This window comes from Leucobacter sp. NPDC077196 (assembly GCF_040687075.1).
Classification (GTDB): Bacteria; Actinomycetota; Actinomycetes; order Actinomycetales; family Microbacteriaceae; genus Leucobacter.
Genome location: NZ_JBFBML010000007.1, coordinates 22,466 through 43,531 on the forward strand (window position 1 = coordinate 22,466; position 21,066 = coordinate 43,531).

The window sequence follows — 21,066 nt, forward strand, 5'->3', positions numbered from 1 at the left end:
CCTGTTGTTCTACATCCGGTGGTCGATCGGGGCGTGGGCATGAAGGACCACCTGAAGCTCGCGCGGAAAGAGTTCCCCCGCTACGGCGCCGTGCTCATCGAGGAACACCCTCGGGCTGGCCAGACATGGCGCATGCCCTGGGGTGAGCGATGGGTTGCGTCACCACACATGCGGCTCGCCACTGTCCGGTCGATGGTCGCAGAGCTTCGAGCACGAGAAGACCCGCTGCACGGCTACCAACCGGGCGACGTTCCGCCCGGTTCCATATTCACCGGCACGGACCACTTCACCGAACGATTCCAGCTCATGGCCGGCCAACGCGGACAGCTAACTTACGCCGAAGTGCGCGCCGCGCTGCTCGAGCCGAGCGAAACACGAATCCACCCTGAATCCGGGCGATGCGCGTACATCCGTGACCGTGTTGCCGTCATCGCAGTCATCGAGACCGGTGCCGGGATCCGCCTCATTACGGCGCTGTGGACGCGCCCCGACCTGTGGGCGCAGAACCCACGAGAAACGAAGGAGACCAGCCATGTCTGACCAGAACATCACCCGCGAGCACCTCGTCGCCAACGCTCACGCCTGCGACGGTGCCGTGCATGTCGTCGTCGGAGACGCACTCACCATCGAGGAGTCCCGCAAGCTCCGGCACGCGATGGAAGCGGCCGAGCAAGACGCAGTGAAGCAGCAAGGCGGAGGCGAGAGCAACGTGCATCCGATGTTCAGCGGCATCTTCGATCTCCTCGCCGACGCCGCGAAATCACCAGAGGGCGGCCCCGATGCCGCCTGACCAGATCGCTGGGGGAGGCACCACCGCCATCGCCCTCACCCTCACCGCCGGGACTTGTCTCCTCGCGGCATGGAAACTCGGCCACCTCAGCACGCTGCTCGAGTGGCTCGGCATGAAGGAGAAATGATGCCGAATAACCCCATCCCTCGAGTGACGGCGGTCGGTGCACGCGCTGCCACGGTCCCGTCGAAGCCTTGCAGGAATCGCAACAACCCAGCGGGTCACAACCGCGAGTGCCCTTGCGGTTGGGCCCGAAAAGAGCGGCCGCCGCAGACCGTCCCGTACGACGAGGACACCCTGAACCTGCCCGCGTCGCCCCATGTCAATTTCGACGAGCTCGAAGACATAGACGACCCGGCCTACATCGAGAAGCGGTTCGAATCCGATCGGCTCGACGCCGACGTCGACCGCATGTTAGAGGAGAACCACTTTGGATGAAATGAAGCGCGAAGGCCTCGTGCTCGGAATGCCAGAAGACGAGTACCACGGCGGGCCCGAGTTCTCGTCGTCGGCGGCGAAGGAGATTCTGAAGACGCCCCTGCACTACAAGCACGTCTATCTCGACGGGCACCGCGAGAAGAAGAAGGCGTGGGACATTGGCACCGCGGTCCACTCGAAGGTGCTCGGCGTCGGCCAGCAGGTCGTCGCCTACCCCGAGAAGGTGTTGTCCGCTTCCGGTGCAGCGAACACGAACGACTCGCGTGCATTCCGCGCTGAGCAAGAGGCCGCCGGCCTCATCGTCGTAAAGCAAGCGGAGCTTGACGAGATCAACGCCATGACTGAAGCGGTGCTGAAACACGAACTCGCATCTGCATGGCTTCACTTGCCAGGCCAAGCGGAGGCGTCGATGTTCGCCACGGACCCCGAAACTGGGCTGAGGTTGCGGTGCCGGTTCGACTATCTTCCCGATGACCCTCGGGCGGCGATCGACCTGAAGACGACACTCGACGCGTCCCCGAACGGGTTCGCGAAACGAGCGCATGACCTTGGTTACCACGTGTCCCGAGCGCACTATCTCCTCACAGCGAAACTGGCGGGGCACCCACGGCAGGAGATGGTGTTTATCGCTGTCGAGAACAAGGCTCCATACCCAGTCGCCGTCTACCAGTTCGATCTTCGACAGATCGAACGCGGCGAGAAACGTGCTCGGCGGGCGAGACAGCTTCTCGTCCAGTGCCGGCAGAACGACACCTGGCCCGGGTACTCACCGGACGTGGAGTACCTCAGCGAGCCGGCATACGCCATGTACCAAGACGAATCGGAAGGTATCTAATGGAGAACCCCCTCGACCAGATACGACACCCAGCAGCCGCCGGATCGGAAGCGACGAAGATCGAGCAGGCGCGTGCCGTTGCCGAGGTTGCTGCAGCGATCCAGGTCGCGCAGCAGTTCCCGCGCAACGCTGACGCGGTACGAGCGGAGATGCAGGAACTTTGCACCTCCTACGACGTCGCCTCTGAAGCGTTCTACGCCGTCCCAAACCGCGGGTCCGGCATGAGCGTGCACCTCGCACGAGAACTCGCGCGCATCTACCGGAACATCGACTACGGCGTGCGGGAGCTCTCCCGAGACTCGATCAACGGCCAGTCCGAGGTGCAGGCGTGGGCGTGGGACCAGCAAGCAAATACCCGCACGACGCGGTCATTCATCCAACCTCACGCGAAGAGCACAAGAAAAGGCCAGGTCGCGATCACCGACCTCAACGACATCTACTTGTCGAACCAGAACACCGGCGCGAAAGCGGTGCGCGAATGCATCTTCGGCGTCCTCCCCGGATGGCTGAAAGCAGAAGCGACAAGGCTGCTCAATGAGACGCTCGAGCGCGGCAACGGGCAGTCGATCGAGCAACGGCGTGAGGAAGCGGTTGCAGCATTCGTGCCCTTGAGGATAACGGCCGCCCAGCTCGAGCAACGCGTCAAGCGCAAGTACGACGAGTGGCAGCCGGAGAATATTGCCGAGCTTGAACGCATCTACATGGCCGTCACGCGCGACGGAATCCCTGTCACCGAGTTCTTCCCACAGGAGACGGTGCAACTCCCGCCATCGGCGTCTCCGCGTGAGTAAGGGCCCCGATCTATCGGTCTTCACCGACGCAACCGTCGATGCGATCTTCAGGCGCGACGGCGGACGGTGCGCGCGATGCAAGCGCCAACACGACCGGGATTACGGGCGGTCTGTGCTGTGGAGCGTGCATCACCGTGCCCCTCGCGGGGCAGGCGGGAGTCGCGCGGTCACATGGATCGGAAACGTCTCAAATGGCGTCATCTTGTGCGGGCACGGCACGATCGGCTGCCACCACGACGTCGAGAAGTTCCGTGCCGACTCGCGCAAGCAGGGATTCATTGTGTCCCGCATCGGTGTCCGCCAATCACACGAAGTACCTATCCGGCACGCCGTCCACGGTTGGTGTCGACTCACGCAGGAAGGAGGCCACGAGCCATGCGATCCACCCGACGAATAACTCACGAGGACGTGGCGCTCGCTGCACGCAACCTCACCACGGAGGAAATAGTTCGCTACGCGGCGCAGTTCCGCGAACTTGGCGAGAACGCCGTGACAGCGGAGCAACGTGCCGACGCGACCGCCCTTGCTCAGATGTATGAGGATGCGGTCAGCATCCACGCCCGTGAACTCAGTTGGGGCGAGATCATCCGCCTCAGCATGACCGATTGGAAGGAGGACCCTCATGCAGACGACACGACACCTGGTCTTGAACCACATTCGCGCTTACACGCGGACCAAAGGATACGCGCCGTCGCTCCGAGAGATAGGTGACGCTGTCGGGCTGTCCTCCCTCTCATCCGTGAGCCACCAGCTTGACGCGCTCGAGCGAGAGGGGAGCATTCATCGCACCCGGGGGCGCAATCGATCGATCGTTGCGAAGGAGGTGAACCGTGGCCAAGATCCGCACCATCAAACCTGACTTCTGGACCGATGGAGACATCATCCGGTTGCCATACGAGGCGCGGCTGTTCTACATCGGCATGTGGAATCACGCGTGTGACCGCGGCCATCTTCCCGACGACCCGTTCGGGTTGAAGCTCAAGATCCTCCCGGCGGACCCTGTCGACGGGGACGAACTCGTCGACAAGCTCGTCGCCTCTGGAAGGGTCACCCGCATCTCACTCGAGGACGACAGGCGGTATCTCCTCATCCCCAGATTCACCGATCACCAGCGCATCGAGAATCGCTGGAAATCGCGGTGCCCCGCGTGCGACCAGGCGGACCTCGCAGAAACTCGCGCGAGGTTTAGCGAGGAACGTGGTGGCTCTTCCGAACTCGGTGAAGGAAGGGAAGGGAAGGGAAAGGAAAGGAAGGGAAGGGAAGGGGCCGCGCCGGAAGCGCCCGGTGCCCCCACCCCCACCTGTTCGAGCCATAACGGATGGGATCACGACAAGCCCTGCCGAGCATGTGCGAAGGACAGAGCCGCATTCGCCGCGTGGGAGTCAGCGGTTGCCGCCGATAACCGGCGTAGCAATCGTCGTGAGCGCCAGTACTGCGAACACGGACTGCCTCGGCACGAAGCCTGCGAGAGGTGTGGTGACGCATGGCCGGGGAACTGACGCTGGCGAAGGTCGAGCGCAGAGCGAACGAGAACACGACCACGCTGCTCGAACTCATCGAGTCGGGGGACCGCGGCGCGCTGCAGTCCTGGGTCGACGGGAAATCGAGAACCGAACTCGCGTGGATGGTCCTCGCACTCGGCGCCGGTTACCTCGAACGAGAAGCTGAAGCGGATCGGCTTCACATCACCGACGGAATCATCCGGCGTGAGAACGAAGTACTCGAGAACGCCAACAAGCGCCTCTTCGCTGAGAAACGAGCTCTCACCGACAAGGTTCTCGAACAGCGGCAGATCAACGAGGCGCGCGCTGCGGCCGCGCCCACGAAAGGAAGGAGGGTCGCATGATCCTCGGGATCGACTTCTCGCTCACTGCTACCGGTGTGTGCGCCATTAGCGAGGGTGAGGCTGAGTGTTTCACCGTGGTGTCAAAACCGGAGCCATATTGGTGGCTGTTCCCGGAGCGTGTCGAAGAAATCGCTGACCGCATCATGAACTGGGCCAATGCCGGAGGGTTCTCGCCGACGGTAGTTGTCGAATCGCCCGCGTACATGTCGAAGGGGTCTGGCCTCGATCGCATGTTTGGTGGTTGGTGGCTCCTGATCGACAAGCTGCAAACCGCGCATGACGTGGAACCGCCGATTTTGAAAGTCGCACCGGCGCAGCTCAAGAAGTTCGTCACCGGAAAAGGCAACGCCGGTAAGGACGAAATGAACTTCGCAATCGCCCGCCGCTACCCCGACGTAGACGTGACGAACAATAACGAGGGTGACGCTCTCGGCCTCGCCACTATCGGTGCGGCCGTGATGGGCGAACCATTCACCGGGGTCCTCACGAAATACCAACAAGAAATCGTCGACGCCGTGCGCGCCGGCGGAAAGGACAAGAAATGACCAACCATTCATCACCCCCGTACCCACCGAAGGACGAGCTGAAGGCCACGAGAGCACCCGCGCTCGTGGCCTTTCTGCTGCTCCTCGCAGTTTTCGTGACGCTCATCGTCATGATCACGCTGCAGGTAACGCAAATCGCATCGTTCCACCCCGCAACCTACGTCGCGATCATCTTCGGCAGCTCCTTGGCCGTGCTCGCGATTGCCGCGTTCGGCAGCCGCAAAGCGCAGCACCGCCGTTCAGAAACGGCGCACCGCATTCTCTCGACCCAGGACCAGGCATCCGTCGATCGGGTCGTCAACCGAATCAAGCATCAGAGAGGACACAACGATTGAGAACCGTACGCGTCTACACAAAACCAGATTGCGGGCCATGCACGATGACGAAGAAACTTCTCGAAGCCGCCGGCATCCCATTCATCGAGGAAAGCGCCACTGAGCCCGGCAATCTCGCGGCGATCAAGGAACTCGGGTTCCTCTCTGCACCAGTCGTCACCGTGGGCGATTCCCTTGACGACATGTGGGCGGGGTTCCAACCCGGCCGCATCAAGGAACTCGCCGCACGAATCGCAAAGGAGAACAATCATGGCCGGTGAACCGCTTCTGACTGTTGTCGGCAATCTCGTCGCCGACCCTGAACCTCGCGTCAGCCAGGCCGGCAAGTCGTGGGTGACGTTCCGTATTGCGAGCACCCCGCGAATCCGCGACCGCCAGTCGGGCGACTGGTCGGATGGCGAACCGTTGTGGCTCGGGTGCCGCGCGTACGGCGAGTACGCCGATAACATCGCGGCATCGCTCACCAAGGGCATGCGCGTCATCGTGCAGGGCCGTCTCACTCAGCGCAGCTACACCGACAACCAGGGGCAGCAGCGCACCTCTCTCGACCTCGAGGTCGAAGAGGTCGGGCCGTCGTTGCGGTTCGCAACCGCTCAGGTAGCTCGCAACAGCGACCGGGGTCAGACGGGCGGGTTCGGCACGCCACCGCAGAGCGGGTTCGGTGGACAGAGCGCGGACGGGATGAGCGGGTGGGCGCAGACCCCGCCCGAGGGCGCTGCGGGCGCCATGCAGGGTGGAAGTCAGATGGACTCCTACTACGGCAATAGCCCGGGCGGCTTTGGCGACGAGGAGCCGTTCTGATGAGCTCCGACGTACTCGAGAGGCCCGACACCAGGATCGAGGCGACCGACAGCGGCGACCACGAGCGCATGTCGCACTACTTCCGCAAAGCCGACATCGAAGCCGCCTACTTCGACGGCGCCGAGGTGACGGCGCTCTGCGGCAAGAAGGACGTGCCGACGCGTGACTTCTCCAAGTACCCAGTCTGCAAGACATGTCAGGAGGCACTCAATGCAATCCCAGAGTGACTACGTCACCACCACCGAAGCGAACGAAGCCGTGAGGCAGGTCCGCCGATATCACCAGGAGCAAGTGCGCGAATTCCGTGTCGCGTGCGGCGACGTGGTCTCCGATGTGCCGAAGCTGCCGAACCAGGCGATCCTCCGCCTCGGGCACAAGCTCATCAAGGAGGAAGTGAAGGAACTCATCGACGCCGTGATCGACGCCGATGCACCCGAAGTGCTCGACGCGCTCGGAGACATCCTCTACCTCACCTACGGGCTCGCCGCAGCCGCCGGATACGACATCGATGAAGCCTTCGACCGCATCCACGCCGCCAACATGGCGAAGGTCGGGCCAGATGGCCAAGTAGGACGCCGTGCTGACGGGAAAGTGACAAAACCCGAGGGGTGGAAGGCGCCAGATCTGAATGATCTAGTTCAATGAGCGCGTCAGATGAGGAGAAACGCTCGTGCTCTCTCAGTGAGTGCACGGCTCGTCATTATGGCCTCGGGTACTGCAGAAAGCATTACCGGCGCTTTAAGGCCCACGGTGTGCCCAGGCTCCGAACGCATCATCTCTCAGTGGCCGAGAGGTTCTGGGCGAAGGTGGACAAAAAGGCACCCGGTGAATGCTGGGAGTGGCAAGCGGCAAAGGACCCCGATGGATACGGGCGATTCATGGTTAAGAAGAACGAACCCGTGCAATTGGCACATCGAGTCTCGTTCGAGTTCAGCTGTGGTGCCATCGAAATCGGCAAAGTTTTGGATCATCTTTGCCGCAACCCGCCTTGCGTCAATCCGCGTCACCTTGAGGTGGTTAGCCAACGCACCAACATGGAACGCGGCGATATCGCATGGGCGGCGATGCGCAGAACCGGGCGCTGCCCGAAGGGGCACGATCTATCCATTGATGGACAGTTGTACCTCAGAAACGGACGATCGTATCGGCGATGCCAGCCATGCCACCTGGCTAGTCATCGGGAGCGCAATCGTCGCTACCGTGAGCGGCGAAAGAAGACGCCGCCGGATCTGACGGATCTCGTCGCAGAGAAGTAATCCCTGAGCCCCGCCACGAGCGGGGCTTTCACTTTCGAAGGGCCCGGCAGAGTCGGGCCCTTCGTCATCCCCAGGAGACCTGATGGAAGAGTGCGCCTGCCGCCGCGACCACGACCACAACCACGCCTCGTTCTGCTACCAGAACGGCGGCCGCTGCAAACAGTGCCGCGCATGGCGCGCCGAACGGTACAAGAGCCAGCGCGCGTACGTGAAGCGTCAGAGGCTCCTCGCAGGCATCGACATACTCGTCCCGTCCGGGCCAACGGTACGCAAGCTTCGCGCACTCGCATGCATGGGATGGGGAGCCGCAGAGATCGGCGCGCGAACCGGCTACCACCACAGAATCCTCACCCGCATGAGGTCCGGTTCCCGCACCCAGACGACCGTTTCGGTCGCGCGAACCATTGACCGCACCCACCGAGAACTTGCCACCCATCGACACGACACCCGAGAAGGTCGCATCACGACCACGAGGGCAAGAGCAAACGGGTGGATCGGGCCGGCCGAATACGACGACATCGAAGAAGGGATCGCCGAATGAGCGACCAGATCAACCCGCCGCACTACAAGCGATGCAAGGAAGTACTCGGTGTCGAAGTGATCGACATTCTCGAGTTCTTCTTCCCCGACGACCCGCTTATGTGGAACGCCGGAAAGTACCTTCTCCGGGCTGGGCATAAGGACGGCGCGCCGATGGACATCGAGCGAGGCAAAGCGATCTGGTATCTCGAGCGAGCCAGGCAACGTGATGCAGCGTTCCGCGCCGACGAGAGGGCAGCGAAGTGAACCCCGTCACCGCGCTCGACGTGTTCGCCGGCGTCGGATGGGGCGTTGCCTGCCAATGGCTCGGAGTCCGCGAGTACGGCGTCGAGATCGCGAAGTCGGCAATCCGCCTCCGCGCCGCGAACGGGATGCGCACGATCTACCGCGACGTTTGGTCGGGCCTGTTCCACGAGCACCTGGTGCCCGAGCACGATCTCTACATCGCGTCTCCACCGTGCCAGACGTTCAGCATGGCAGGGAAGGGTGGGGGTCGGAAGGCGCTCGAGGACGTACTGCGCGCGATCGACGAGCACCACCACGAAGACGCGGCCCGCCTGCACGAACTCACGGAGTCCCTCGACCCTCGCACCGCCCTCGTGCTCACGCCGCTCGCTCACATCTATCGACACCGGCCTCGCCTGGTGGCGCTCGAGCAGGTGCCCGAGGTGCTGCCGGTCTGGCACGCCTACGCGAACGTGATGCGCGGACTCGGGTACTCGGTGCGCGTCGAGATCATGCGATCGGAGCAGTACGGCGTTCCGCAGACCCGGAAGCGCGCAATCCTCATGGCTCGCCTCGACGGCAAGATCCAGCCGCCCGCAGCGACGCACTCCCGTTTCTATCCAACGAATCCAGACCGACTGGATCCGGGCGTCGAGAAGTGGGTGACTATGGCCGACGCACTGGGGTGGGGAATGACTAATCACCCATATCTGACGATCGCATCAGGTCGGGAAACCGGAGGGCCAAATAAAGAGAAGGTCGGCGGATCCGCGGCGCGAGCCAAGATCTATGCAGAACTCGATGCGGGGCGATGGGTGTTCGAGCGACCCGCTACAACCGTAGTGGGAACGTTCAGTCCGCACATGATCTCGGCGCCCGGGCATCGCGACTTCAAAACGGTGTCAAGGCAGGACGTCGACGGCTCGGTGCGAGTCAGCCTCGAGCAAGCTGCGGCATTGCAGTCGTTCCCCGCTGATTTCAAATGGCGCGGGACGAAGACCGCAAAGTTCTTGGCCGTTGGGAACGCGGTCCCGCCGCTCATGGCGGCCGCGATCCTCGGCGCTCTGCTCGCCCCGCCCGCCGAGCGCGACGCATGGGACAACGTCTTCGCGGCGGTGGCCGGATGACCACCTACCCGCCTCTCACCGACACCGACCTCAACGCTCTCGCCCGCATGGGGCTGCCCCGAACATCACTCGACGTCCCGAAGGAGAACACGAACATGACCGAGATGAGAATCCTGACCGTGCGTCAGCCGTGGGCGTGGGCAATCATCTACGGCGGCAAGGACGTGGAGAACCGCGTGCGGAACGTCGCGGGCGACTACCGCGGCCCCGTCGCGATCCACGCGGGAGCGGAGTACGACCGTGAGGCAGACGCACACCCTGAGATTCGGAGCATGGCGCGCGCCCGCGATGCCGCCTCGCTTCGGGAGCACCTGATCGCGCACGGCGAGAAAGCATACCGGCGCATCATCGGCGTAGCAGACTTCACCGGCGTGCACCTCGACCGGGGCCAGGAATCCGAGCTCTGTTCTGAATGGGCCGAGACCGAAGTGCATCATCTGGTGCTCGAGAACCCGCGCCCGCTCGCCGAACCGATCCCATACCGCGGCGCGCTCGGCCTGCGCCGCCTCGAGGACACCACTACCGCGCAGATCCTCGCGCAGATCGGAGACCCCCGATGACGAACCAGGAGACACCCGAGCAGGGTGGCGCAACCGAGGAACAGATCGAAGCCGCAGCGCTTGCAATGCACCGGTGCGACTGGCCGGGGGGATATGGGTGGACGGCTTACTTGCCCCTTGCCCGCGCAGCACTCGCGGCAGCGCCGAAAACCTCCGACGTATCGCAGGGCACGTCTGACGAACTGATTCACAACCTCTGGGTTGCCGCCCAGGAAGTGAAGCAATACGGCAAGTGGTACTACGAGCTGATGACCGATGCCGCTGAAGCCATTACTACCCTCTCAGCGTCTGCGTCCGCCCAACCAGCGGACGAGCGCCACGATGCCGAGGAGCGCGAGGCCGAGTCCGAGGATCATGCGGCAACGGTAACAGGCGAGCGCGAGCGCGGCTTTCGGAATATGGAAGCGGTGCAGGGCATTCTCGGTGCTACGCAGACATCCGTGGCAGATGCAACACGAGAGCTCTCGCTTGTCGCCTCCGATCTCGCAGCATCGTCACGCCCGGTTGAGGGAACAATTCGCCATGCGGTGCAGTCCGTCGTGTGGAACGCAGCGAACCATCCGAAGCCGAGCGCGGTTCTCGGTCAGGACATTCGCCCCCTGACGGACGAGATCGTGGCGTCGGTCATGGCCGCTCTCGCCGCCCCGGTCGAGGTAACCGGCGAGCCTCAGGGGTTGAGCACTGTTCTGCCTACTGTCTCGACCGCAGAGCTGGACCTGGAACACGGCCCGGAGCGGCGGAGTGCGTGGGAACGCGAGAAGCTGATCGCCGAAGCTGAGACATGGGGCCGTGAGCAGCTTCCGCCGTCACCGTGGGGCGACTCGCACGTCGTGCATCGCCTGATCGCTGAGCTACGAGGTGAGGGGCGATGATCGAGGGCAAGCAGTGTGTTCTCGCGTTCCAGGCGTGGCACAAGCAGTGGTGGCGAAACGAGCCGAACCCGGTCGCGGAGTCCAACGCACAGTCGGCGTTCTTCGCGGGGTGGGAAGCGCGCGGAGCGTCGACCGCACCGAGCAGTGATCGCGCGAAACTGATCGAGGTGGTTCGCCACAACTTCAGGATCGGGCCCATCGGGCCGAACTCTCGAGATCTGCTGGATCGCGGTGGAAAGGTGCATCTCACTCCCGGAGAAGCCGGAGCAATCGCTGATTCGATCCTCGCCGCGTTTCCCGAACTCGCTACCACGTCCAAGTTCCGATTCACCGACGCACAATGGCGCGAGTACCAGGCTCTCCCAGAGCAAGGATATTCGAACCGGCAGCACCTGGAGCATGTGGTCAACCAGTGGATCCGAGGCGAGGCGATATGAGCCGCATCCGTAAGCACTCGTGCGGTGCCCCTGGCCCGTATGGGGCGCACTGCACCGACTATCCCGGGCACGACTACTCCTGCTACGACGCGGGCGATGACGTGTCATTCAATGAGCGCACGATGCGCGAAGAGGGCATCCCGCACGGGGACTGCAGCGATCCCATATGCACAGAAGAGAAGGGGGCATGAATGAACGCTTACTTTTCGCGGACCCGCCGCCACTCAGTGAATAAGCCGAGGATTCTGCCCTGGCTAAGACGGTATAGCTTGCCGCAGCCGTCACACCGCCATTCAGTACCGACGCCGAACTTTGAACGGTCGGGGAAACGGCAGTAGTGCGATCCATCGACGACTCGCTCAAGACCCATGATTCGGATGCTACCGGGTCGATGCTGTCGCGCGTGGGAACGGTTGAAACAGAAACGAGGAGAGACATGAAGATCGATCGGACGAACTACGAGCCGCTTGTGAATGCGTTCAAGAAGGGCTGGCAGGAGGCAGACGACGAGGGCGACGTTGGCAATCGCGTCAGGCGCGGTGTCCGAGCACTGCTCGATGAGTCGAACAGCCCGCAGGGTATCCGGCGCTGGGCGCATGCCGTAAAGGCGAACTCGGCGCTCATCGACCAGCTCGAAGGAGCACAGGCCGAACGCGCGGAGGTGGAGCGTGCAGCCGCCGAGAAGACCGAGGCTGAGCGAAATGCGCTCGGCGCTGCGGCGTTCGCCGCCATTGTGGCGTCGGGTGCCGACACCGACGGGGCAGAGACATGGGAATCCTACTTCCGGCCGCTGCGCTACCCCTCATGGGTGGACGACGTGCACCAGAATGTCACCTCGATCCGGGAGGAACGCGACCGCGCTGAAATGGAATCGCTGTCGGCCGAAGCTGGCGTCAAAGCTCAGAACGAGGCGAACAACAAGCTCATGCAGATCAATGGCGAACTGATCGCGGAACGCAATGCTGCCGTCGAGGAGCGTGATGCTGCACTGTCCACCATCGCCAAGGTGGAGGCGCTAGCCGACGAGGTGATCGCGGTTCATGGAGATCGAATCGGAACTCACTATGCCGACTGCTACAAGAACCACGTTGCGTGCTTCGCGGTAGCTATCCGGCACCGTGCTCTCGGGTCTGTGCCGTCAACAGGGGAGGGAAACGATGAGTGAGGGGGAACGTATCGAGCTTGAAGAACTCACCGATGCACTCCGTGACGCCGCAGCCCGGGACGATGACCCGCAACTCACCCCAGCCGAGAACTGGCAGCAGCTCACGCACTGGGCACTAGGTGTGGCGGGTATCGAGGTGACAGAGCAGGAGTTCGAGAGGGCGTGGCGAACTGCGTGGCAGCGGGCGTTCATGGGCGGTAGCTACACGCAGGATGCGAAAGCGATTCTCAAGGCAATCAGGGAGGGAAACGGATGAGCGAGACGAGTTTCATCGAGGTCTATCCTGTGGGCCTGCTCTCCGACATCAAGCGTAAGCGGGCGCGGAACGGCATCAAGGGCTATCTCATGTATCAGGTTAAACGCCGCAACTGGCGCGCAGTGCGCAACTACTTCAACGGCTACCTCGCGGAGTGGCACTACTGCCCGGATGGGGTCCGACACACGAAATGCGGCAGAGGGTGGACGAGACGTATCGCTCTGCGCCGCCTGGGGATACATATTGCGGAAGCGAATACCAAGGGGGCCTACTGATGACTGACGACGAGAAGCGCGAACTGATCGACCGCGCGAGAGAGACCACCCGGTGCCGGTGTGTTGACGCACCAGAGCAGGATTGCGGACAGCACGGAGATGAATGGTCCCGGACTATGGGCGACCTCGCTGATGCTCTCGAAGGGACGCTCACAGAACCCAAGCGGGAAGAAGTGAGCAAAGCGCTCGAGTACTACCGAAAGAACCTCGGCAGATCGGTGCGGTCGAACTCGCACAAGCAAGGTGGGACGCGACCTAAAGCAGCGAATCACGGCGCGCGGTGGACCCCAGAGGAGGACGAGGTACTTGTCAGGGGAGACGGACTCTCACTGCTGGAGAAGGCCAAGATGCTTGGGCGCAGCTATTACGCGACAGAGCACCGCCACGCCTATCTCTTGAACAAATCTGTGGGGGCGGTCACTGATGACGGAGAGCGAGCCAACAATGGCGACTAATCCAGGCAGTAAGTCCGATAGTGGCGATTCCCGTCCGCATTCGGCCCTTGGTGGGGTTGACCCGTGGGAGGTAGCGAAAGTTGCGGCGGAGGATCATTTCTTGCCGCGCATGGACGGCACCGTGTCGCCGAAGTATGTGCAGCAAGCGTTCATCGACGGGTACGCAGGAGCGGTGGAGCAGCTACCCAGCAGAGACGAAATCGCGGCGGCGGTTAATCAAGCGCTTGATGGGTTCCCCAACGGTGAGACGTTCGACGACAGTAGGTCTTATGCGGACCAGGAAGCGGAGTGTGCGGCCGACGCGGTGCTGGCCCTGATCCGGGAATGCTACGAGGGTGAAAGTTAACTCACGCCCTGCACCATTAGTTAACGTTTACGGCTCCGATATGGCATCTGCACGCGTCATCTCGCCAGAGAACTGATACATACACGTGCCAAGTACTCACGCCTTTCACCCCATCCCGGGGTCCTTTCGTGTGCAGGGGTGGGAAGCATGAGCAGACTCTGTTCGTGCGCCCGCCGATGTACCGTGTCTTCATGTACGTGTGCGTCGCGTGTGGTGGTCCCGCTAAACGAGTAGGGGACACTGTTCGCTGCGTTGATACCGACTGCGGGATGGTGCGGATACTGCAGGCACTCCCCGAACAGCTGCCTTGGGAGTAGCACTGTCCGGCGACAGCACCGCCATAATCCCCTGGAAGTGATGGTGGGAATGCCCACGATGCGACCGGGTGAAAGTCCGGGGGCGCACTTTTGAAGCGAAATGCCCCCAGCCTCGATGTTACTCAGCCTGCTTGAGTTGGCGGCGTCTCAGCCCAGAAAGGGAACGAGTGGACTTCGCCGTCGTTGAGTCTGAAGTTAATGATGAACTGTCCGGGGTTAGGAATCATCGCGTTTCGAAGATCAAAGACCATCGGGAAATGGGTCTGCCGACCATGCCCAAAGGTGGACACAATTTCTCCGCGCCCCTCGAATAGCGGCTCGTCCACGCCAGGCTCCCCGCACCAGAAGTGGAATGCGTCAGTGGCCTCGCCTTCACCAATCTCTTCAGACACTGTCGTCGCGATGGCTACCAAATCTACGCCCATTGACGCGGGAAATTCTCCACGATGGAGCTGATTTACGAATCCGCCTAACACGCCTAGCGTCCCTTCCCGGACGCTTCCATGATCTGCAAGGAATACGGTATTGAGTTTCAAGATACGGACCTTCCCGACAAGGGAGATTTAGTGAGTGAATAGTGCGTGCCCCCGATGTTCGCATTGCGAACGTTCCCGAACACTGAGGCGTCTACAACAGGAACCATCTTTGCCATCTCTACCGCGGCGATCGAATCGGATTCTGTGATCAGCACAGCATTACTCGTTGCGCCGGTATCCTCGCTCTGGACAAAAGCGAAAAGCTCTTTATGCCTCCGATCGCGAGCGCGTTTGGCTTTGAGGCTCGGTGCGCCGTCGTCAGCAGGTTCAGCCTCCAGCTCGAGGAGATATCCCATAGCGCGCAAGTAACGCGCGGCCGTTGCAACTCGAAGCGCGCCATCTGCGTTGAGGACCTGGGAGACCCGACCCTCAGTAACGCCAAGGCGTTCAGCAAGAGTCTTCTGCGATAGTCCAGTAACACGGAAGGCCTTCTTGAGGAGATGCCCAACGCGGACCTCAGCCCGAGCTGCGGCCATCTCACGCTGACCTTCAACTGTCCTCTGCTCAAGATCTACGAGTGAAACTCGTTTCTCAATTTGTGTCATGAGAAAGATCCTCCGCTCTAACTTCAATTGACCGGTCAATGTCTTCTTGCGTAGCCCATTCCCCAGTTTTCGGGAAATAGTGGCCTACACGGATGAACTCATCGAAATCCTCCGGAAGAATTGCTTTCGTCTTCCCATCCCATTGTGTGTGATCGGTGCCGAATTTTGGCTCGAAGGTCCCATCACCAGGAGTGTCAAAGAACGAGACACGCAAAGTCTCAATTTTGAACTCCCAGATGCCTTCTTCGAGTCGGTTATATGGGGTTTCGAGGTCACCAAATTCCGCCAGGTGTTCAGCCTGCGCGAGAAAACGACTCTTCATCTTCACCTGGTACTCATCGGGGAAAACGGTTATGCCAGGAGCCGGCCAGGACTTAGCGTCTAGCTGCTCCAACAAATCGACCACTGGAGACGTGATGCCGTCAGCAAGTACGGCGCACGTGATCTCGTGGACCCGTCCGTCCACCAACAATAGTCGATCCACTTTAGACAATCCTAAACTCCGCATACACTCGTAGCACTTTCATCGAATCGTACTAGGTTGGTAACCTGCGAGACCAGGGCCATTCAGCTACCATTATTCGAACATACTTTCGAATGGTGGTGAGCATGGAGCGGTCGAATCTGATTCAGGTAGCGTCGGATGAGTGGATCGTGATGCGTGAGTTCGCTCAGTATCCGAAGGCTGTGATTCGTGGGATGCGTGACAGTGACGGACAAGCACGGTTCATTTTGAGTTCTTGGAATCCGGTCAGGCATAAGCAGCGCATGATCGGCCTCTACCCCACCAAAGAAGAAGCCGAAGCCGCTGTGCCGTGGCCCAGCAGAAACCCGGACCTGCCAGCACGCGCCGAGATCGCGAAAACCAGGCAACGCGGACCTGACACGGTCGACGCGAACGGGTACCCGCCAGGATCGCCGGACTGGGAACGGGTACGACGAAAAGCCCCCACCCGACCCGGAGGTCAGATGGGGGCATGAGTAAGCTCAGGAGTTCGCGTAGCGGGGTGTGTAGTGGGGGCGCGCGTCTGAACCGAGCATCAGCTTCTCGACGCTCGGCCAGCGATCGCCTAGCCATTGGGCAACGCGCTGGTAGATGAGGATCACCGCGGCGATCACGACGGCCTGCAGCAGGGCGAGCGCGGGAACCGAGATGATGCCGGCATCTGAGATGACACCATCGACCCATGCGAGAGCTGCGGCGAGCATGGGAATCGTCGCGACGAGGCGAGCGACGAGCACAGCGACGAGCGCAGCCATGATGGTGCGCCGGTCCTGGTTCTTCCGGTCGGTCTTGGTCTGGGTGTTCATGTTTGCTCCTCTGGGGGAATGATGGTTCGGCAGGCACCAGCGGATGCGGTGGTGCCGTCGGTAAATGTGACTTGCCAGGTGCCGGCGTCGTCGCAGGTGAGGGTTTGTATGCCGCGGCCGTCTTTGCCGGCGGACCCGGCTGGGCCTTGTGGTCCGGTCGCTCCGGGTTCGCCTGCAGGACCGGGGGCACCTTGCGGACCCGGCGCGCCCTGAGGCCCCGGAGTGGTGGAGTCTTCGCCTGGTGCTCCGTTCAGGCCGGGTGCACCGGGGTCACCCGTCGCACCGTCCTCTCCCACGGGCCCCACGCAAACGATTGGGAGGCAGAACGCGGACACCGCAGAAGCAATCTGCGAGCTCGATGCGTCCTTGCCGTTCGCGCCCGCCGGACCGGATGGCCCAACAGGTCCCGGAGGGCCGGCGGCACCCGTCGCGTCGGCGGCCGGATCCGGCGACTCACTCGCCACCTCGGCTGGGTCCGGCGCTGCAGGTTCCTCACCGGTCTCCTTCGTAAACTCGTCATACAGTTCCACGTAGCGGTCCTGCCACGAGATCGACTGCTCATGCCAGGCCTCGCGCCCGTTCCACGCGGTGATCCAGCCCGCACCCATCGCGACAACGATCGATGCAAGGACCAGTGTGAATGCGATGATCACGCGTTGACGTTCCCGCTGCGCAGCTTTCAGAAGTTCGTCTGGGTTACTCAATGGTCGCTCCTCAACGCTTCAGGCAGGTCCGGCCAGGGTGGGATTGTTCCGGTCTCAACGCCGTGCTGGATCATCGCGTAATGGCGCATCCAGGCGATGTCGCGCGTCCGGTATCGATCCAGCTTCTTATCGACGACGTCGAGCCGAGTGGATAGTTCTTTGCGTTCCGCGCGTTCCGCCGCGAGGTCTTCTTGCAGTTGGTCCAGGCGGGTGTTCTCGATCGTTCCCTTGCGGGGCAGGAGAGCGATGAGGGCCAGGACGATCGCCAATCCCCAGCCCCCGACCATGCCTGCTATTTCCATACAGGTCTCCTACGTGTTGGGCCACCGACCGGGATCGGGCGAAGCCGTGTCGGCCCGGTCGTTCGGCGAACGTCCATGGCCGCGACGTTCCTTCCGGTCTTGTTCGAGCGCGAGGCCGACGAGGATGACCGGTGTGAAGATGACGCCGGAGGCTGCGATCGCGACCAGCATCGGCGCGATCGCGTCCATCATCCGCGCCGCTGGATTCGATCGAGTGCGGGCTTGTCGTACGTCTCCCACTGCGCTTTCCCGATCTTCCCGAAGTTCCGGGTCACTCCGTAGAGGCGGGACTGCTCGTTGATGTATTCCTGCTTGACGCCGGAGAACATCGTGTAGAAGCCTGAGTCGGAGTTGAAGATCACGCAGAGTCGCTTCTCTGCGGCGGGGAGCGGCTTGGTGAAGTCGGTGACGATGTAGGCGCCGATGTTCGCGGACATGGAGTCCTCCTTCTGGGAGTTGGTGAGGGTGGGGGTCTTGCTCGCGTCGACGGCGCCGACGCTGAGAATCCGCGGCCGCAGGTAGCCGATGATTCCGTTCGTGATGAGGTCCGCGATCTGCACGGCCCCCGGGTTCTGAGTCAGGCACCGCAGCATCCGCCCGCCGTTCACGACGTTGAGCACGGTCGCGACGTGCGACCACGGGTACCAGGCGGAGCCGTACTCCCAGAACGCGACATCGCCCGCGCGAGGAGTCGCCGACGCGGGCAGGATCTCGAACCACCGGCCAAGGCCGGCGGCGTGCGCGTTGTGGTGCACGTTGCAGGCGTACCCGGAGTGCGGGTTGCTGCCGCCGGCATCGGCCCACGTGGTGAGCGCTGGTACGCCGATGAAGTTCGTCGCGTAGTGAGACCATTGGTCCCAGCACTGCGCACCGAACCAGCCGTCGACGTCGATGAAGCGGGAGCGCACCGAGGCGATGTACTGCTCGAGTGATTGCGCCATTGGTTCCCCTTCCGTGGGAATAGAAAAGCCCCGCTACTCAGCGGGGCTCATGGGCGAATCAGTAGTGTCGGGTGGTGGACGCAACAACTGAACGGCTGCCAGGATCATGCCATCACCGATCACAGACTCATCAGCGCCCGGCCTTTCGACGCCATGCGCGATCGCATACGCGTACGCCGCATCCCAGCCAGGTTGAGCAGACAGCTGCCACACATGAGACTGCGCCCAGAACGCTGGATCGCTCGCACCCTTCGCAGCGGCACACGCCGTCACCCGAAGAAGGAGCTGCTGATCCGCCGCAATGGCTGCCTGAGTTAGATACGTCATCTCGCCCCCAAGTTCTTTTTCATCGGAACCACGACCCACTGCCAGCAACAGACGCAGCTGTAACGGTGCCCGTGTTTCGAATATCAATTCGCCCACCCGAATGCGCGATGCCTGACCCTCCGTACGTGCTATTCACGTTCACCAGGAAGGGTGTAGGTACGGCCGGGACCGCTGCGGCCGGGAGTGTGCTGATTCCCTGAATCACTGCCCCGACTGCCAGAGAGTTCGTGAGCCCGAGCGAGAACCGGAACTTCACTTCTCCCAGGTAGATGCGCCACTCCATCGTTCCCGTTCCGCCCGAGATCGGAAGCGACGCCCAGTCGGTATCGCCCTGGAACTTCACAGAGCCCAGAAACTCCGTGTCGCCGTACATCGTTGCTTTGTCGAGCGTCAGGCTTAGGCCAGTCTGCCTGCCCGTTCCGGGTGACGTCGGCGACGAGATCGCGAGAAACGAGACAGAGCTCTCGCTAGCCGCCATGTAAGCCATAGGAGACTGTTCGCCCGCAACGGGGGAGACGAAACTGAGTCGTGTCCTCGGGCTCGATGAAATCCTCTCGGTTCTCAGTGAGGCTTGCCCGAACGCGGTTTCAAGCTCAAGCCTCCCATCGGTGAGCCGTACCGCGTCACCATTCGCGCCGACGCTTTTTACCGATGCTGATCCGTCAATTTCGCGCGTGATCGCTGCTACACCGCTCAGTGCGTCATATGCGACGATGCGTAGTTCGTCGATGTACAGGTTTCCGCTAGCGAACGAGTGCACATAGGCTTTGTCGGCAACCGTGCCAGCGGGAATGCTGTACACAAGTTCGGTCCACGTGTTCGCGGGTACCGAAACGCGAGTTTCTGAATACTCAACCCCAGCCGCGACCGACGCTGCAACCGTCACGTATACCCAAACCGTCATTCGCCCGCCTCGGGGGAAGGCAACTTGAGTGAACCGGCGCGTGCCATACTTCGCACCAGTACTGCCAACGCTCGGGTAACCAAGCATCGAATATGAGCCGGCCTTTTTCTGCGCGGCCGTTCTCGTGAGAACAGCGCTCCCGTCGTATCGCTCCCACGTCCCGACAACCTCGCAGTTGTCGTACAGAACCTGCGACATAGATGTGACAGATGAGAGCGTGAGCTCGCTGCCCTCGAACCGGTTACCGAAAAACTCGCCACCGATGACCGTCGGCGCAACAATCCGAGCATTCCCGATCGCGACCGTTCCGTTCTCGTCAGGCACGAGAATCTGGTCGGCGAGCACCTGATCGCGCACCCATCCCGTGCCCGACCACCGGTCGATCTGGTACGGCTGCCCGCTCGCGTTGACTTTCACGCGCTGCGCATTGATTCGGAACCCGCCCTCAGGCTCGGCCGGCTCGATGTTCCCGCCGTCGACCTGCCGGTACCGGGTGTTCTGCAGTGCGAGCTCGCGCACCGCGTTCGCCCGAGCAGTCGCGTCGGCTGCTGCTGAGGCGGCGCCGACCGCCGTGCTCTGAGCCGATGCCGCCTTCGCTTCCGCGGCGGCCTGCGCCGCATCGGCCTTCGCCTTCGCATCAGCAGCGGCGGCGAGCTTCGCCGCATCCTCGGCGGCTTGCGCCTTCGCGGTCGCATCGTCCGACGCTGCGGCCTTCGCCGCGCTCTCGGCAGCGGCCGCCTGCGCTGTCGCATATTCCTTCGCCGCTGCCTCGGCTGCTGCGGCCTTCGATGTTGCGTCCGCGGACGCTTGTTCCGCTTCGGCTTTGGCCTGCGCCGCTGACGTGCTCGCGGCTTCCGCGACTGTTTGTGCGGCATTTGCCGCTGTCCTTGCTCCCTCCGCAAGTTCGGAGACGCCGGCTGCCGCCGCTGCAGCTTCGTTCGCCGCGGTGAGCGCTTCGCCAACGCGCCCCGCCGCGATCAGGCTGAGGTCGAACGCCGCATCGGCGCTGCCATCGACGATAGCGAGACGTTCGGGGAGGAATGTCGACTCAACTGCCGACGCATCCGAGATGTCTCCGATGTCAGTGAGCGTCCCGTCATGTTCCGCGGCGATGTGGTAGGCGTCGCGCCCCGCAGCCACACCATCGGCAATACCCTGTTCTGTGCCGTCATCGAGTGCAACTGATGTGAATGGAAGCTGCTTAGCTCGTGAGGCGTTGAGCCGACGCTCGAGATCGACGATTGTCCGCGCGAGCTTGCGCTCATCCTTGCTCGTCATGATGAC

36 protein-coding genes are annotated in these 21,066 nt (G+C 62.3%); 27 read left to right on the forward strand and 9 right to left on the reverse strand.

The features are described 5' to 3' along the window. Window positions 1-39: 39 nt before the first annotated feature. The 27 genes from AB0O71_RS08690 to AB0O71_RS08820 all read left to right on the forward strand — a co-directional run bounded on the left by AB0O71_RS08690 (window position 40) and on the right by AB0O71_RS08820 (window position 13,895). Entirely contained in the window at window positions 40-540 is a 501-nt protein-coding gene (locus tag AB0O71_RS08690; RefSeq protein WP_363744310.1) for a hypothetical protein, read from the forward strand. Beyond that, window positions 533-790, forward strand: coding sequence for a hypothetical protein (locus tag AB0O71_RS08695; RefSeq protein WP_363744312.1), 258 nt, complete (start codon window positions 533-535; stop codon window positions 788-790). Before AB0O71_RS08690 ends, AB0O71_RS08695 begins: the two co-directional genes overlap by 8 nt. Then, the gene (locus AB0O71_RS08700; RefSeq protein ID WP_363744314.1) at window positions 780-917 is read left to right on the forward strand and encodes a hypothetical protein; all 138 of its coding nucleotides are present in this window, start codon (window positions 780-782) and stop codon (window positions 915-917) included. The genes AB0O71_RS08695 and AB0O71_RS08700 overlap by 11 nt, the downstream gene beginning before the upstream one ends. Next, window positions 917-1,228, forward strand: a complete 312-nt coding sequence (locus AB0O71_RS08705) for a hypothetical protein (protein ID WP_363744316.1) — start codon at window positions 917-919, stop codon at window positions 1,226-1,228. Before AB0O71_RS08700 ends, AB0O71_RS08705 begins: the two co-directional genes overlap by 1 nt. Window position 1,229: 1 nt before the next feature. Then, window positions 1,230-2,063: a PD-(D/E)XK nuclease-like domain-containing protein gene (locus AB0O71_RS08710; RefSeq protein ID WP_363744628.1), complete on the forward strand. Its 834-nt coding sequence runs from the start codon at window positions 1,230-1,232 to the stop codon at window positions 2,061-2,063. Then, window positions 2,063-2,854: a hypothetical protein gene (locus AB0O71_RS08715; RefSeq protein WP_363744318.1), complete on the forward strand. Its 792-nt coding sequence runs from the start codon at window positions 2,063-2,065 to the stop codon at window positions 2,852-2,854. Before AB0O71_RS08710 ends, AB0O71_RS08715 begins: the two co-directional genes overlap by 1 nt. Window positions 2,855-3,229: 375 nt before the next feature. Continuing rightward, window positions 3,230-3,565 (forward strand): hypothetical protein, encoded by a 336-nt coding sequence (locus AB0O71_RS08720; RefSeq protein WP_363744634.1) that lies wholly within the window; start codon window positions 3,230-3,232, stop codon window positions 3,563-3,565. Beyond that, complete coding sequence (locus AB0O71_RS08725; protein ID WP_363744320.1) at window positions 3,477-3,713, forward strand: hypothetical protein; 237 nt, start codon at window positions 3,477-3,479, stop codon at window positions 3,711-3,713. The genes AB0O71_RS08720 and AB0O71_RS08725 overlap by 89 nt, the downstream gene beginning before the upstream one ends. Continuing rightward, complete coding sequence (locus AB0O71_RS08730; protein WP_363744322.1) at window positions 3,685-4,353, forward strand: hypothetical protein; 669 nt, start codon at window positions 3,685-3,687, stop codon at window positions 4,351-4,353. Before AB0O71_RS08725 ends, AB0O71_RS08730 begins: the two co-directional genes overlap by 29 nt. After that, on the forward strand, window positions 4,338-4,700 hold the full coding sequence (locus AB0O71_RS08735; protein WP_363744324.1) for a hypothetical protein: 363 nt from the start codon (window positions 4,338-4,340) through the stop codon (window positions 4,698-4,700). The genes AB0O71_RS08730 and AB0O71_RS08735 overlap by 16 nt, the downstream gene beginning before the upstream one ends. Continuing rightward, window positions 4,697-5,245, forward strand: a complete 549-nt coding sequence (locus tag AB0O71_RS08740; RefSeq protein ID WP_363744326.1) for a hypothetical protein — start codon at window positions 4,697-4,699, stop codon at window positions 5,243-5,245. Before AB0O71_RS08735 ends, AB0O71_RS08740 begins: the two co-directional genes overlap by 4 nt. After that, window positions 5,242-5,580 (forward strand): hypothetical protein, encoded by a 339-nt coding sequence (locus tag AB0O71_RS08745; protein WP_363744328.1) that lies wholly within the window; start codon window positions 5,242-5,244, stop codon window positions 5,578-5,580. Before AB0O71_RS08740 ends, AB0O71_RS08745 begins: the two co-directional genes overlap by 4 nt. Next, window positions 5,577-5,840 (forward strand): glutaredoxin domain-containing protein, encoded by a 264-nt coding sequence (locus AB0O71_RS08750; protein WP_363744330.1) that lies wholly within the window; start codon window positions 5,577-5,579, stop codon window positions 5,838-5,840. Before AB0O71_RS08745 ends, AB0O71_RS08750 begins: the two co-directional genes overlap by 4 nt. Further along, entirely contained in the window at window positions 5,830-6,381 is a 552-nt protein-coding gene (ssb, locus tag AB0O71_RS08755) for a single-stranded DNA-binding protein (protein ID WP_363744332.1), read from the forward strand. Before AB0O71_RS08750 ends, ssb begins: the two co-directional genes overlap by 11 nt. Next, window positions 6,381-6,608: a DUF3039 domain-containing protein gene (locus AB0O71_RS08760; RefSeq protein WP_363744334.1), complete on the forward strand. Its 228-nt coding sequence runs from the start codon at window positions 6,381-6,383 to the stop codon at window positions 6,606-6,608. The genes ssb and AB0O71_RS08760 overlap by 1 nt, the downstream gene beginning before the upstream one ends. Beyond that, complete coding sequence (locus AB0O71_RS08765) at window positions 6,592-7,026, forward strand: nucleoside triphosphate pyrophosphohydrolase family protein (protein ID WP_363744337.1); 435 nt, start codon at window positions 6,592-6,594, stop codon at window positions 7,024-7,026. Before AB0O71_RS08760 ends, AB0O71_RS08765 begins: the two co-directional genes overlap by 17 nt. A 137-nt stretch (window positions 7,027-7,163) precedes the next feature. Next, complete coding sequence (locus tag AB0O71_RS08770) at window positions 7,164-7,637, forward strand: HNH endonuclease signature motif containing protein (RefSeq protein WP_363744339.1); 474 nt, start codon at window positions 7,164-7,166, stop codon at window positions 7,635-7,637. Between the two features lie 537 nt (window positions 7,638-8,174). After that, complete coding sequence (locus tag AB0O71_RS08775) at window positions 8,175-8,423, forward strand: DUF3310 domain-containing protein (protein WP_363744341.1); 249 nt, start codon at window positions 8,175-8,177, stop codon at window positions 8,421-8,423. Further along, the gene (locus AB0O71_RS08780) at window positions 8,420-9,529 is read left to right on the forward strand and encodes a DNA cytosine methyltransferase (RefSeq protein ID WP_363744343.1); all 1,110 of its coding nucleotides are present in this window, start codon (window positions 8,420-8,422) and stop codon (window positions 9,527-9,529) included. The genes AB0O71_RS08775 and AB0O71_RS08780 overlap by 4 nt, the downstream gene beginning before the upstream one ends. Continuing rightward, a complete protein-coding gene (locus tag AB0O71_RS08785) occupies window positions 9,526-10,089 on the forward strand; it encodes a hypothetical protein (protein WP_363744345.1) in 564 nt (187 codons plus the stop codon). Before AB0O71_RS08780 ends, AB0O71_RS08785 begins: the two co-directional genes overlap by 4 nt. Continuing rightward, on the forward strand, window positions 10,086-10,961 hold the full coding sequence (locus AB0O71_RS08790; RefSeq protein WP_363744347.1) for a hypothetical protein: 876 nt from the start codon (window positions 10,086-10,088) through the stop codon (window positions 10,959-10,961). The genes AB0O71_RS08785 and AB0O71_RS08790 overlap by 4 nt, the downstream gene beginning before the upstream one ends. Continuing rightward, window positions 10,958-11,398 (forward strand): hypothetical protein, encoded by a 441-nt coding sequence (locus tag AB0O71_RS08795; RefSeq protein WP_363744349.1) that lies wholly within the window; start codon window positions 10,958-10,960, stop codon window positions 11,396-11,398. The genes AB0O71_RS08790 and AB0O71_RS08795 overlap by 4 nt, the downstream gene beginning before the upstream one ends. A gap of 436 nt (window positions 11,399-11,834) precedes the next feature. Beyond that, window positions 11,835-12,563 (forward strand): hypothetical protein, encoded by a 729-nt coding sequence (locus AB0O71_RS08800; RefSeq protein WP_363744351.1) that lies wholly within the window; start codon window positions 11,835-11,837, stop codon window positions 12,561-12,563. After that, on the forward strand, window positions 12,556-12,819 hold the full coding sequence (locus tag AB0O71_RS08805; protein ID WP_363744353.1) for a hypothetical protein: 264 nt from the start codon (window positions 12,556-12,558) through the stop codon (window positions 12,817-12,819). The genes AB0O71_RS08800 and AB0O71_RS08805 overlap by 8 nt, the downstream gene beginning before the upstream one ends. After that, entirely contained in the window at window positions 12,816-13,094 is a 279-nt protein-coding gene (locus AB0O71_RS08810; protein WP_363744355.1) for a hypothetical protein, read from the forward strand. Before AB0O71_RS08805 ends, AB0O71_RS08810 begins: the two co-directional genes overlap by 4 nt. Continuing rightward, window positions 13,094-13,549: a hypothetical protein gene (locus tag AB0O71_RS08815; RefSeq protein ID WP_363744357.1), complete on the forward strand. Its 456-nt coding sequence runs from the start codon at window positions 13,094-13,096 to the stop codon at window positions 13,547-13,549. Before AB0O71_RS08810 ends, AB0O71_RS08815 begins: the two co-directional genes overlap by 1 nt. Window positions 13,550-13,649: 100 nt before the next feature. Continuing rightward, on the forward strand, window positions 13,650-13,895 hold the full coding sequence (locus AB0O71_RS08820; protein ID WP_363744359.1) for a hypothetical protein: 246 nt from the start codon (window positions 13,650-13,652) through the stop codon (window positions 13,893-13,895). Window positions 13,896-14,334: 439 nt separating this feature from the next. Here the strand turns inward: AB0O71_RS08820 and AB0O71_RS08825 are convergent, their stop codons facing one another. The 9 genes from AB0O71_RS08825 to AB0O71_RS08865 form a co-directional block, all read right to left on the reverse strand. Then, window positions 14,335-14,748, reverse strand: a complete 414-nt coding sequence (locus tag AB0O71_RS08825) for a hypothetical protein (protein ID WP_363744361.1) — start codon at window positions 14,746-14,748, stop codon at window positions 14,335-14,337. Next, window positions 14,745-15,293 (reverse strand): helix-turn-helix transcriptional regulator, encoded by a 549-nt coding sequence (locus AB0O71_RS08830; protein WP_363744363.1) that lies wholly within the window; start codon window positions 15,291-15,293, stop codon window positions 14,745-14,747. Before AB0O71_RS08830 ends, AB0O71_RS08825 begins: the two co-directional genes overlap by 4 nt. Then, window positions 15,280-15,777 (reverse strand): hypothetical protein, encoded by a 498-nt coding sequence (locus tag AB0O71_RS08835; RefSeq protein WP_363744365.1) that lies wholly within the window; start codon window positions 15,775-15,777, stop codon window positions 15,280-15,282. Before AB0O71_RS08835 ends, AB0O71_RS08830 begins: the two co-directional genes overlap by 14 nt. Before the next feature lie 503 nt (window positions 15,778-16,280). Then, a complete protein-coding gene (locus tag AB0O71_RS08840; RefSeq protein ID WP_363744367.1) occupies window positions 16,281-16,604 on the reverse strand; it encodes a hypothetical protein in 324 nt (107 codons plus the stop codon). Further along, entirely contained in the window at window positions 16,601-17,308 is a 708-nt protein-coding gene (locus tag AB0O71_RS08845) for a hypothetical protein (RefSeq protein ID WP_363744369.1), read from the reverse strand. The genes AB0O71_RS08840 and AB0O71_RS08845 overlap by 4 nt, the downstream gene beginning before the upstream one ends. Then, on the reverse strand, window positions 17,305-17,610 hold the full coding sequence (locus AB0O71_RS08850) for a hypothetical protein (RefSeq protein WP_363744371.1): 306 nt from the start codon (window positions 17,608-17,610) through the stop codon (window positions 17,305-17,307). The genes AB0O71_RS08845 and AB0O71_RS08850 overlap by 4 nt, the downstream gene beginning before the upstream one ends. Before the next feature lie 9 nt (window positions 17,611-17,619). Next, a complete protein-coding gene (locus AB0O71_RS08855) occupies window positions 17,620-17,802 on the reverse strand; it encodes a hypothetical protein (RefSeq protein ID WP_363744373.1) in 183 nt (60 codons plus the stop codon). Beyond that, complete coding sequence (locus AB0O71_RS08860; protein ID WP_363744375.1) at window positions 17,799-18,551, reverse strand: CHAP domain-containing protein; 753 nt, start codon at window positions 18,549-18,551, stop codon at window positions 17,799-17,801. The genes AB0O71_RS08855 and AB0O71_RS08860 overlap by 4 nt, the downstream gene beginning before the upstream one ends. A gap of 346 nt (window positions 18,552-18,897) precedes the next feature. Beyond that, the gene (locus tag AB0O71_RS08865) at window positions 18,898-21,060 is read right to left on the reverse strand and encodes a hypothetical protein (protein ID WP_363744377.1); all 2,163 of its coding nucleotides are present in this window, start codon (window positions 21,058-21,060) and stop codon (window positions 18,898-18,900) included. Between the last annotated feature and the right edge of the window lie 6 nt (window positions 21,061-21,066).

Bases quoted from the DNA above. Each gene is read 5' to 3' on its own strand.
- AB0O71_RS08690 (WP_363744310.1), top strand. From the start codon at position 40: ATGAAGGACCACCTGAAGCTCGCGCGGAAAGAGTTCCCCCGCTACGGC.
- AB0O71_RS08695 (WP_363744312.1), top strand. From the start codon at position 533: ATGTCTGACCAGAACATCACCCGCGAGCACCTCGTCGCCAACGCTCAC.
- AB0O71_RS08700 (WP_363744314.1), top strand. From the start codon at position 780: ATGCCGCCTGACCAGATCGCTGGGGGAGGCACCACCGCCATCGCCCTC.
- AB0O71_RS08705 (WP_363744316.1), top strand. From the start codon at position 917: ATGCCGAATAACCCCATCCCTCGAGTGACGGCGGTCGGTGCACGCGCT.
- AB0O71_RS08710 (WP_363744628.1), top strand. From the start codon at position 1,230: ATGAAGCGCGAAGGCCTCGTGCTCGGAATGCCAGAAGACGAGTACCAC.
- AB0O71_RS08715 (WP_363744318.1), top strand. From the start codon at position 2,063: ATGGAGAACCCCCTCGACCAGATACGACACCCAGCAGCCGCCGGATCG.
- AB0O71_RS08720 (WP_363744634.1), top strand. From the start codon at position 3,230: ATGCGATCCACCCGACGAATAACTCACGAGGACGTGGCGCTCGCTGCA.
- AB0O71_RS08725 (WP_363744320.1), top strand. From the start codon at position 3,477: ATGCAGACGACACGACACCTGGTCTTGAACCACATTCGCGCTTACACG.
- AB0O71_RS08735 (WP_363744324.1), top strand. From the start codon at position 4,338: ATGGCCGGGGAACTGACGCTGGCGAAGGTCGAGCGCAGAGCGAACGAG.
- AB0O71_RS08740 (WP_363744326.1), top strand. From the start codon at position 4,697: ATGATCCTCGGGATCGACTTCTCGCTCACTGCTACCGGTGTGTGCGCC.
- AB0O71_RS08745 (WP_363744328.1), top strand. From the start codon at position 5,242: ATGACCAACCATTCATCACCCCCGTACCCACCGAAGGACGAGCTGAAG.
- ssb (WP_363744332.1), top strand. From the start codon at position 5,830: ATGGCCGGTGAACCGCTTCTGACTGTTGTCGGCAATCTCGTCGCCGAC.
- AB0O71_RS08760 (WP_363744334.1), top strand. From the start codon at position 6,381: ATGAGCTCCGACGTACTCGAGAGGCCCGACACCAGGATCGAGGCGACC.
- AB0O71_RS08765 (WP_363744337.1), top strand. From the start codon at position 6,592: ATGCAATCCCAGAGTGACTACGTCACCACCACCGAAGCGAACGAAGCC.
- AB0O71_RS08775 (WP_363744341.1), top strand. From the start codon at position 8,175: ATGAGCGACCAGATCAACCCGCCGCACTACAAGCGATGCAAGGAAGTA.
- AB0O71_RS08785 (WP_363744345.1), top strand. From the start codon at position 9,526: ATGACCACCTACCCGCCTCTCACCGACACCGACCTCAACGCTCTCGCC.
- AB0O71_RS08790 (WP_363744347.1), top strand. From the start codon at position 10,086: ATGACGAACCAGGAGACACCCGAGCAGGGTGGCGCAACCGAGGAACAG.
- AB0O71_RS08795 (WP_363744349.1), top strand. From the start codon at position 10,958: ATGATCGAGGGCAAGCAGTGTGTTCTCGCGTTCCAGGCGTGGCACAAG.
- AB0O71_RS08800 (WP_363744351.1), top strand. From the start codon at position 11,835: ATGAAGATCGATCGGACGAACTACGAGCCGCTTGTGAATGCGTTCAAG.
- AB0O71_RS08805 (WP_363744353.1), top strand. From the start codon at position 12,556: ATGAGTGAGGGGGAACGTATCGAGCTTGAAGAACTCACCGATGCACTC.
- AB0O71_RS08810 (WP_363744355.1), top strand. From the start codon at position 12,816: ATGAGCGAGACGAGTTTCATCGAGGTCTATCCTGTGGGCCTGCTCTCC.
- AB0O71_RS08815 (WP_363744357.1), top strand. From the start codon at position 13,094: ATGACTGACGACGAGAAGCGCGAACTGATCGACCGCGCGAGAGAGACC.
- AB0O71_RS08830 (WP_363744363.1), bottom strand. From the start codon at position 15,293: ATGACACAAATTGAGAAACGAGTTTCACTCGTAGATCTTGAGCAGAGG.
- AB0O71_RS08840 (WP_363744367.1), bottom strand. From the start codon at position 16,604: ATGAACACCCAGACCAAGACCGACCGGAAGAACCAGGACCGGCGCACC.
- AB0O71_RS08850 (WP_363744371.1), bottom strand. From the start codon at position 17,610: ATGGAAATAGCAGGCATGGTCGGGGGCTGGGGATTGGCGATCGTCCTG.
- AB0O71_RS08855 (WP_363744373.1), bottom strand. From the start codon at position 17,802: ATGATGGACGCGATCGCGCCGATGCTGGTCGCGATCGCAGCCTCCGGC.
- AB0O71_RS08860 (WP_363744375.1), bottom strand. From the start codon at position 18,551: ATGGCGCAATCACTCGAGCAGTACATCGCCTCGGTGCGCTCCCGCTTC.
- AB0O71_RS08865 (WP_363744377.1), bottom strand. From the start codon at position 21,060: ATGACGAGCAAGGATGAGCGCAAGCTCGCGCGGACAATCGTCGATCTC.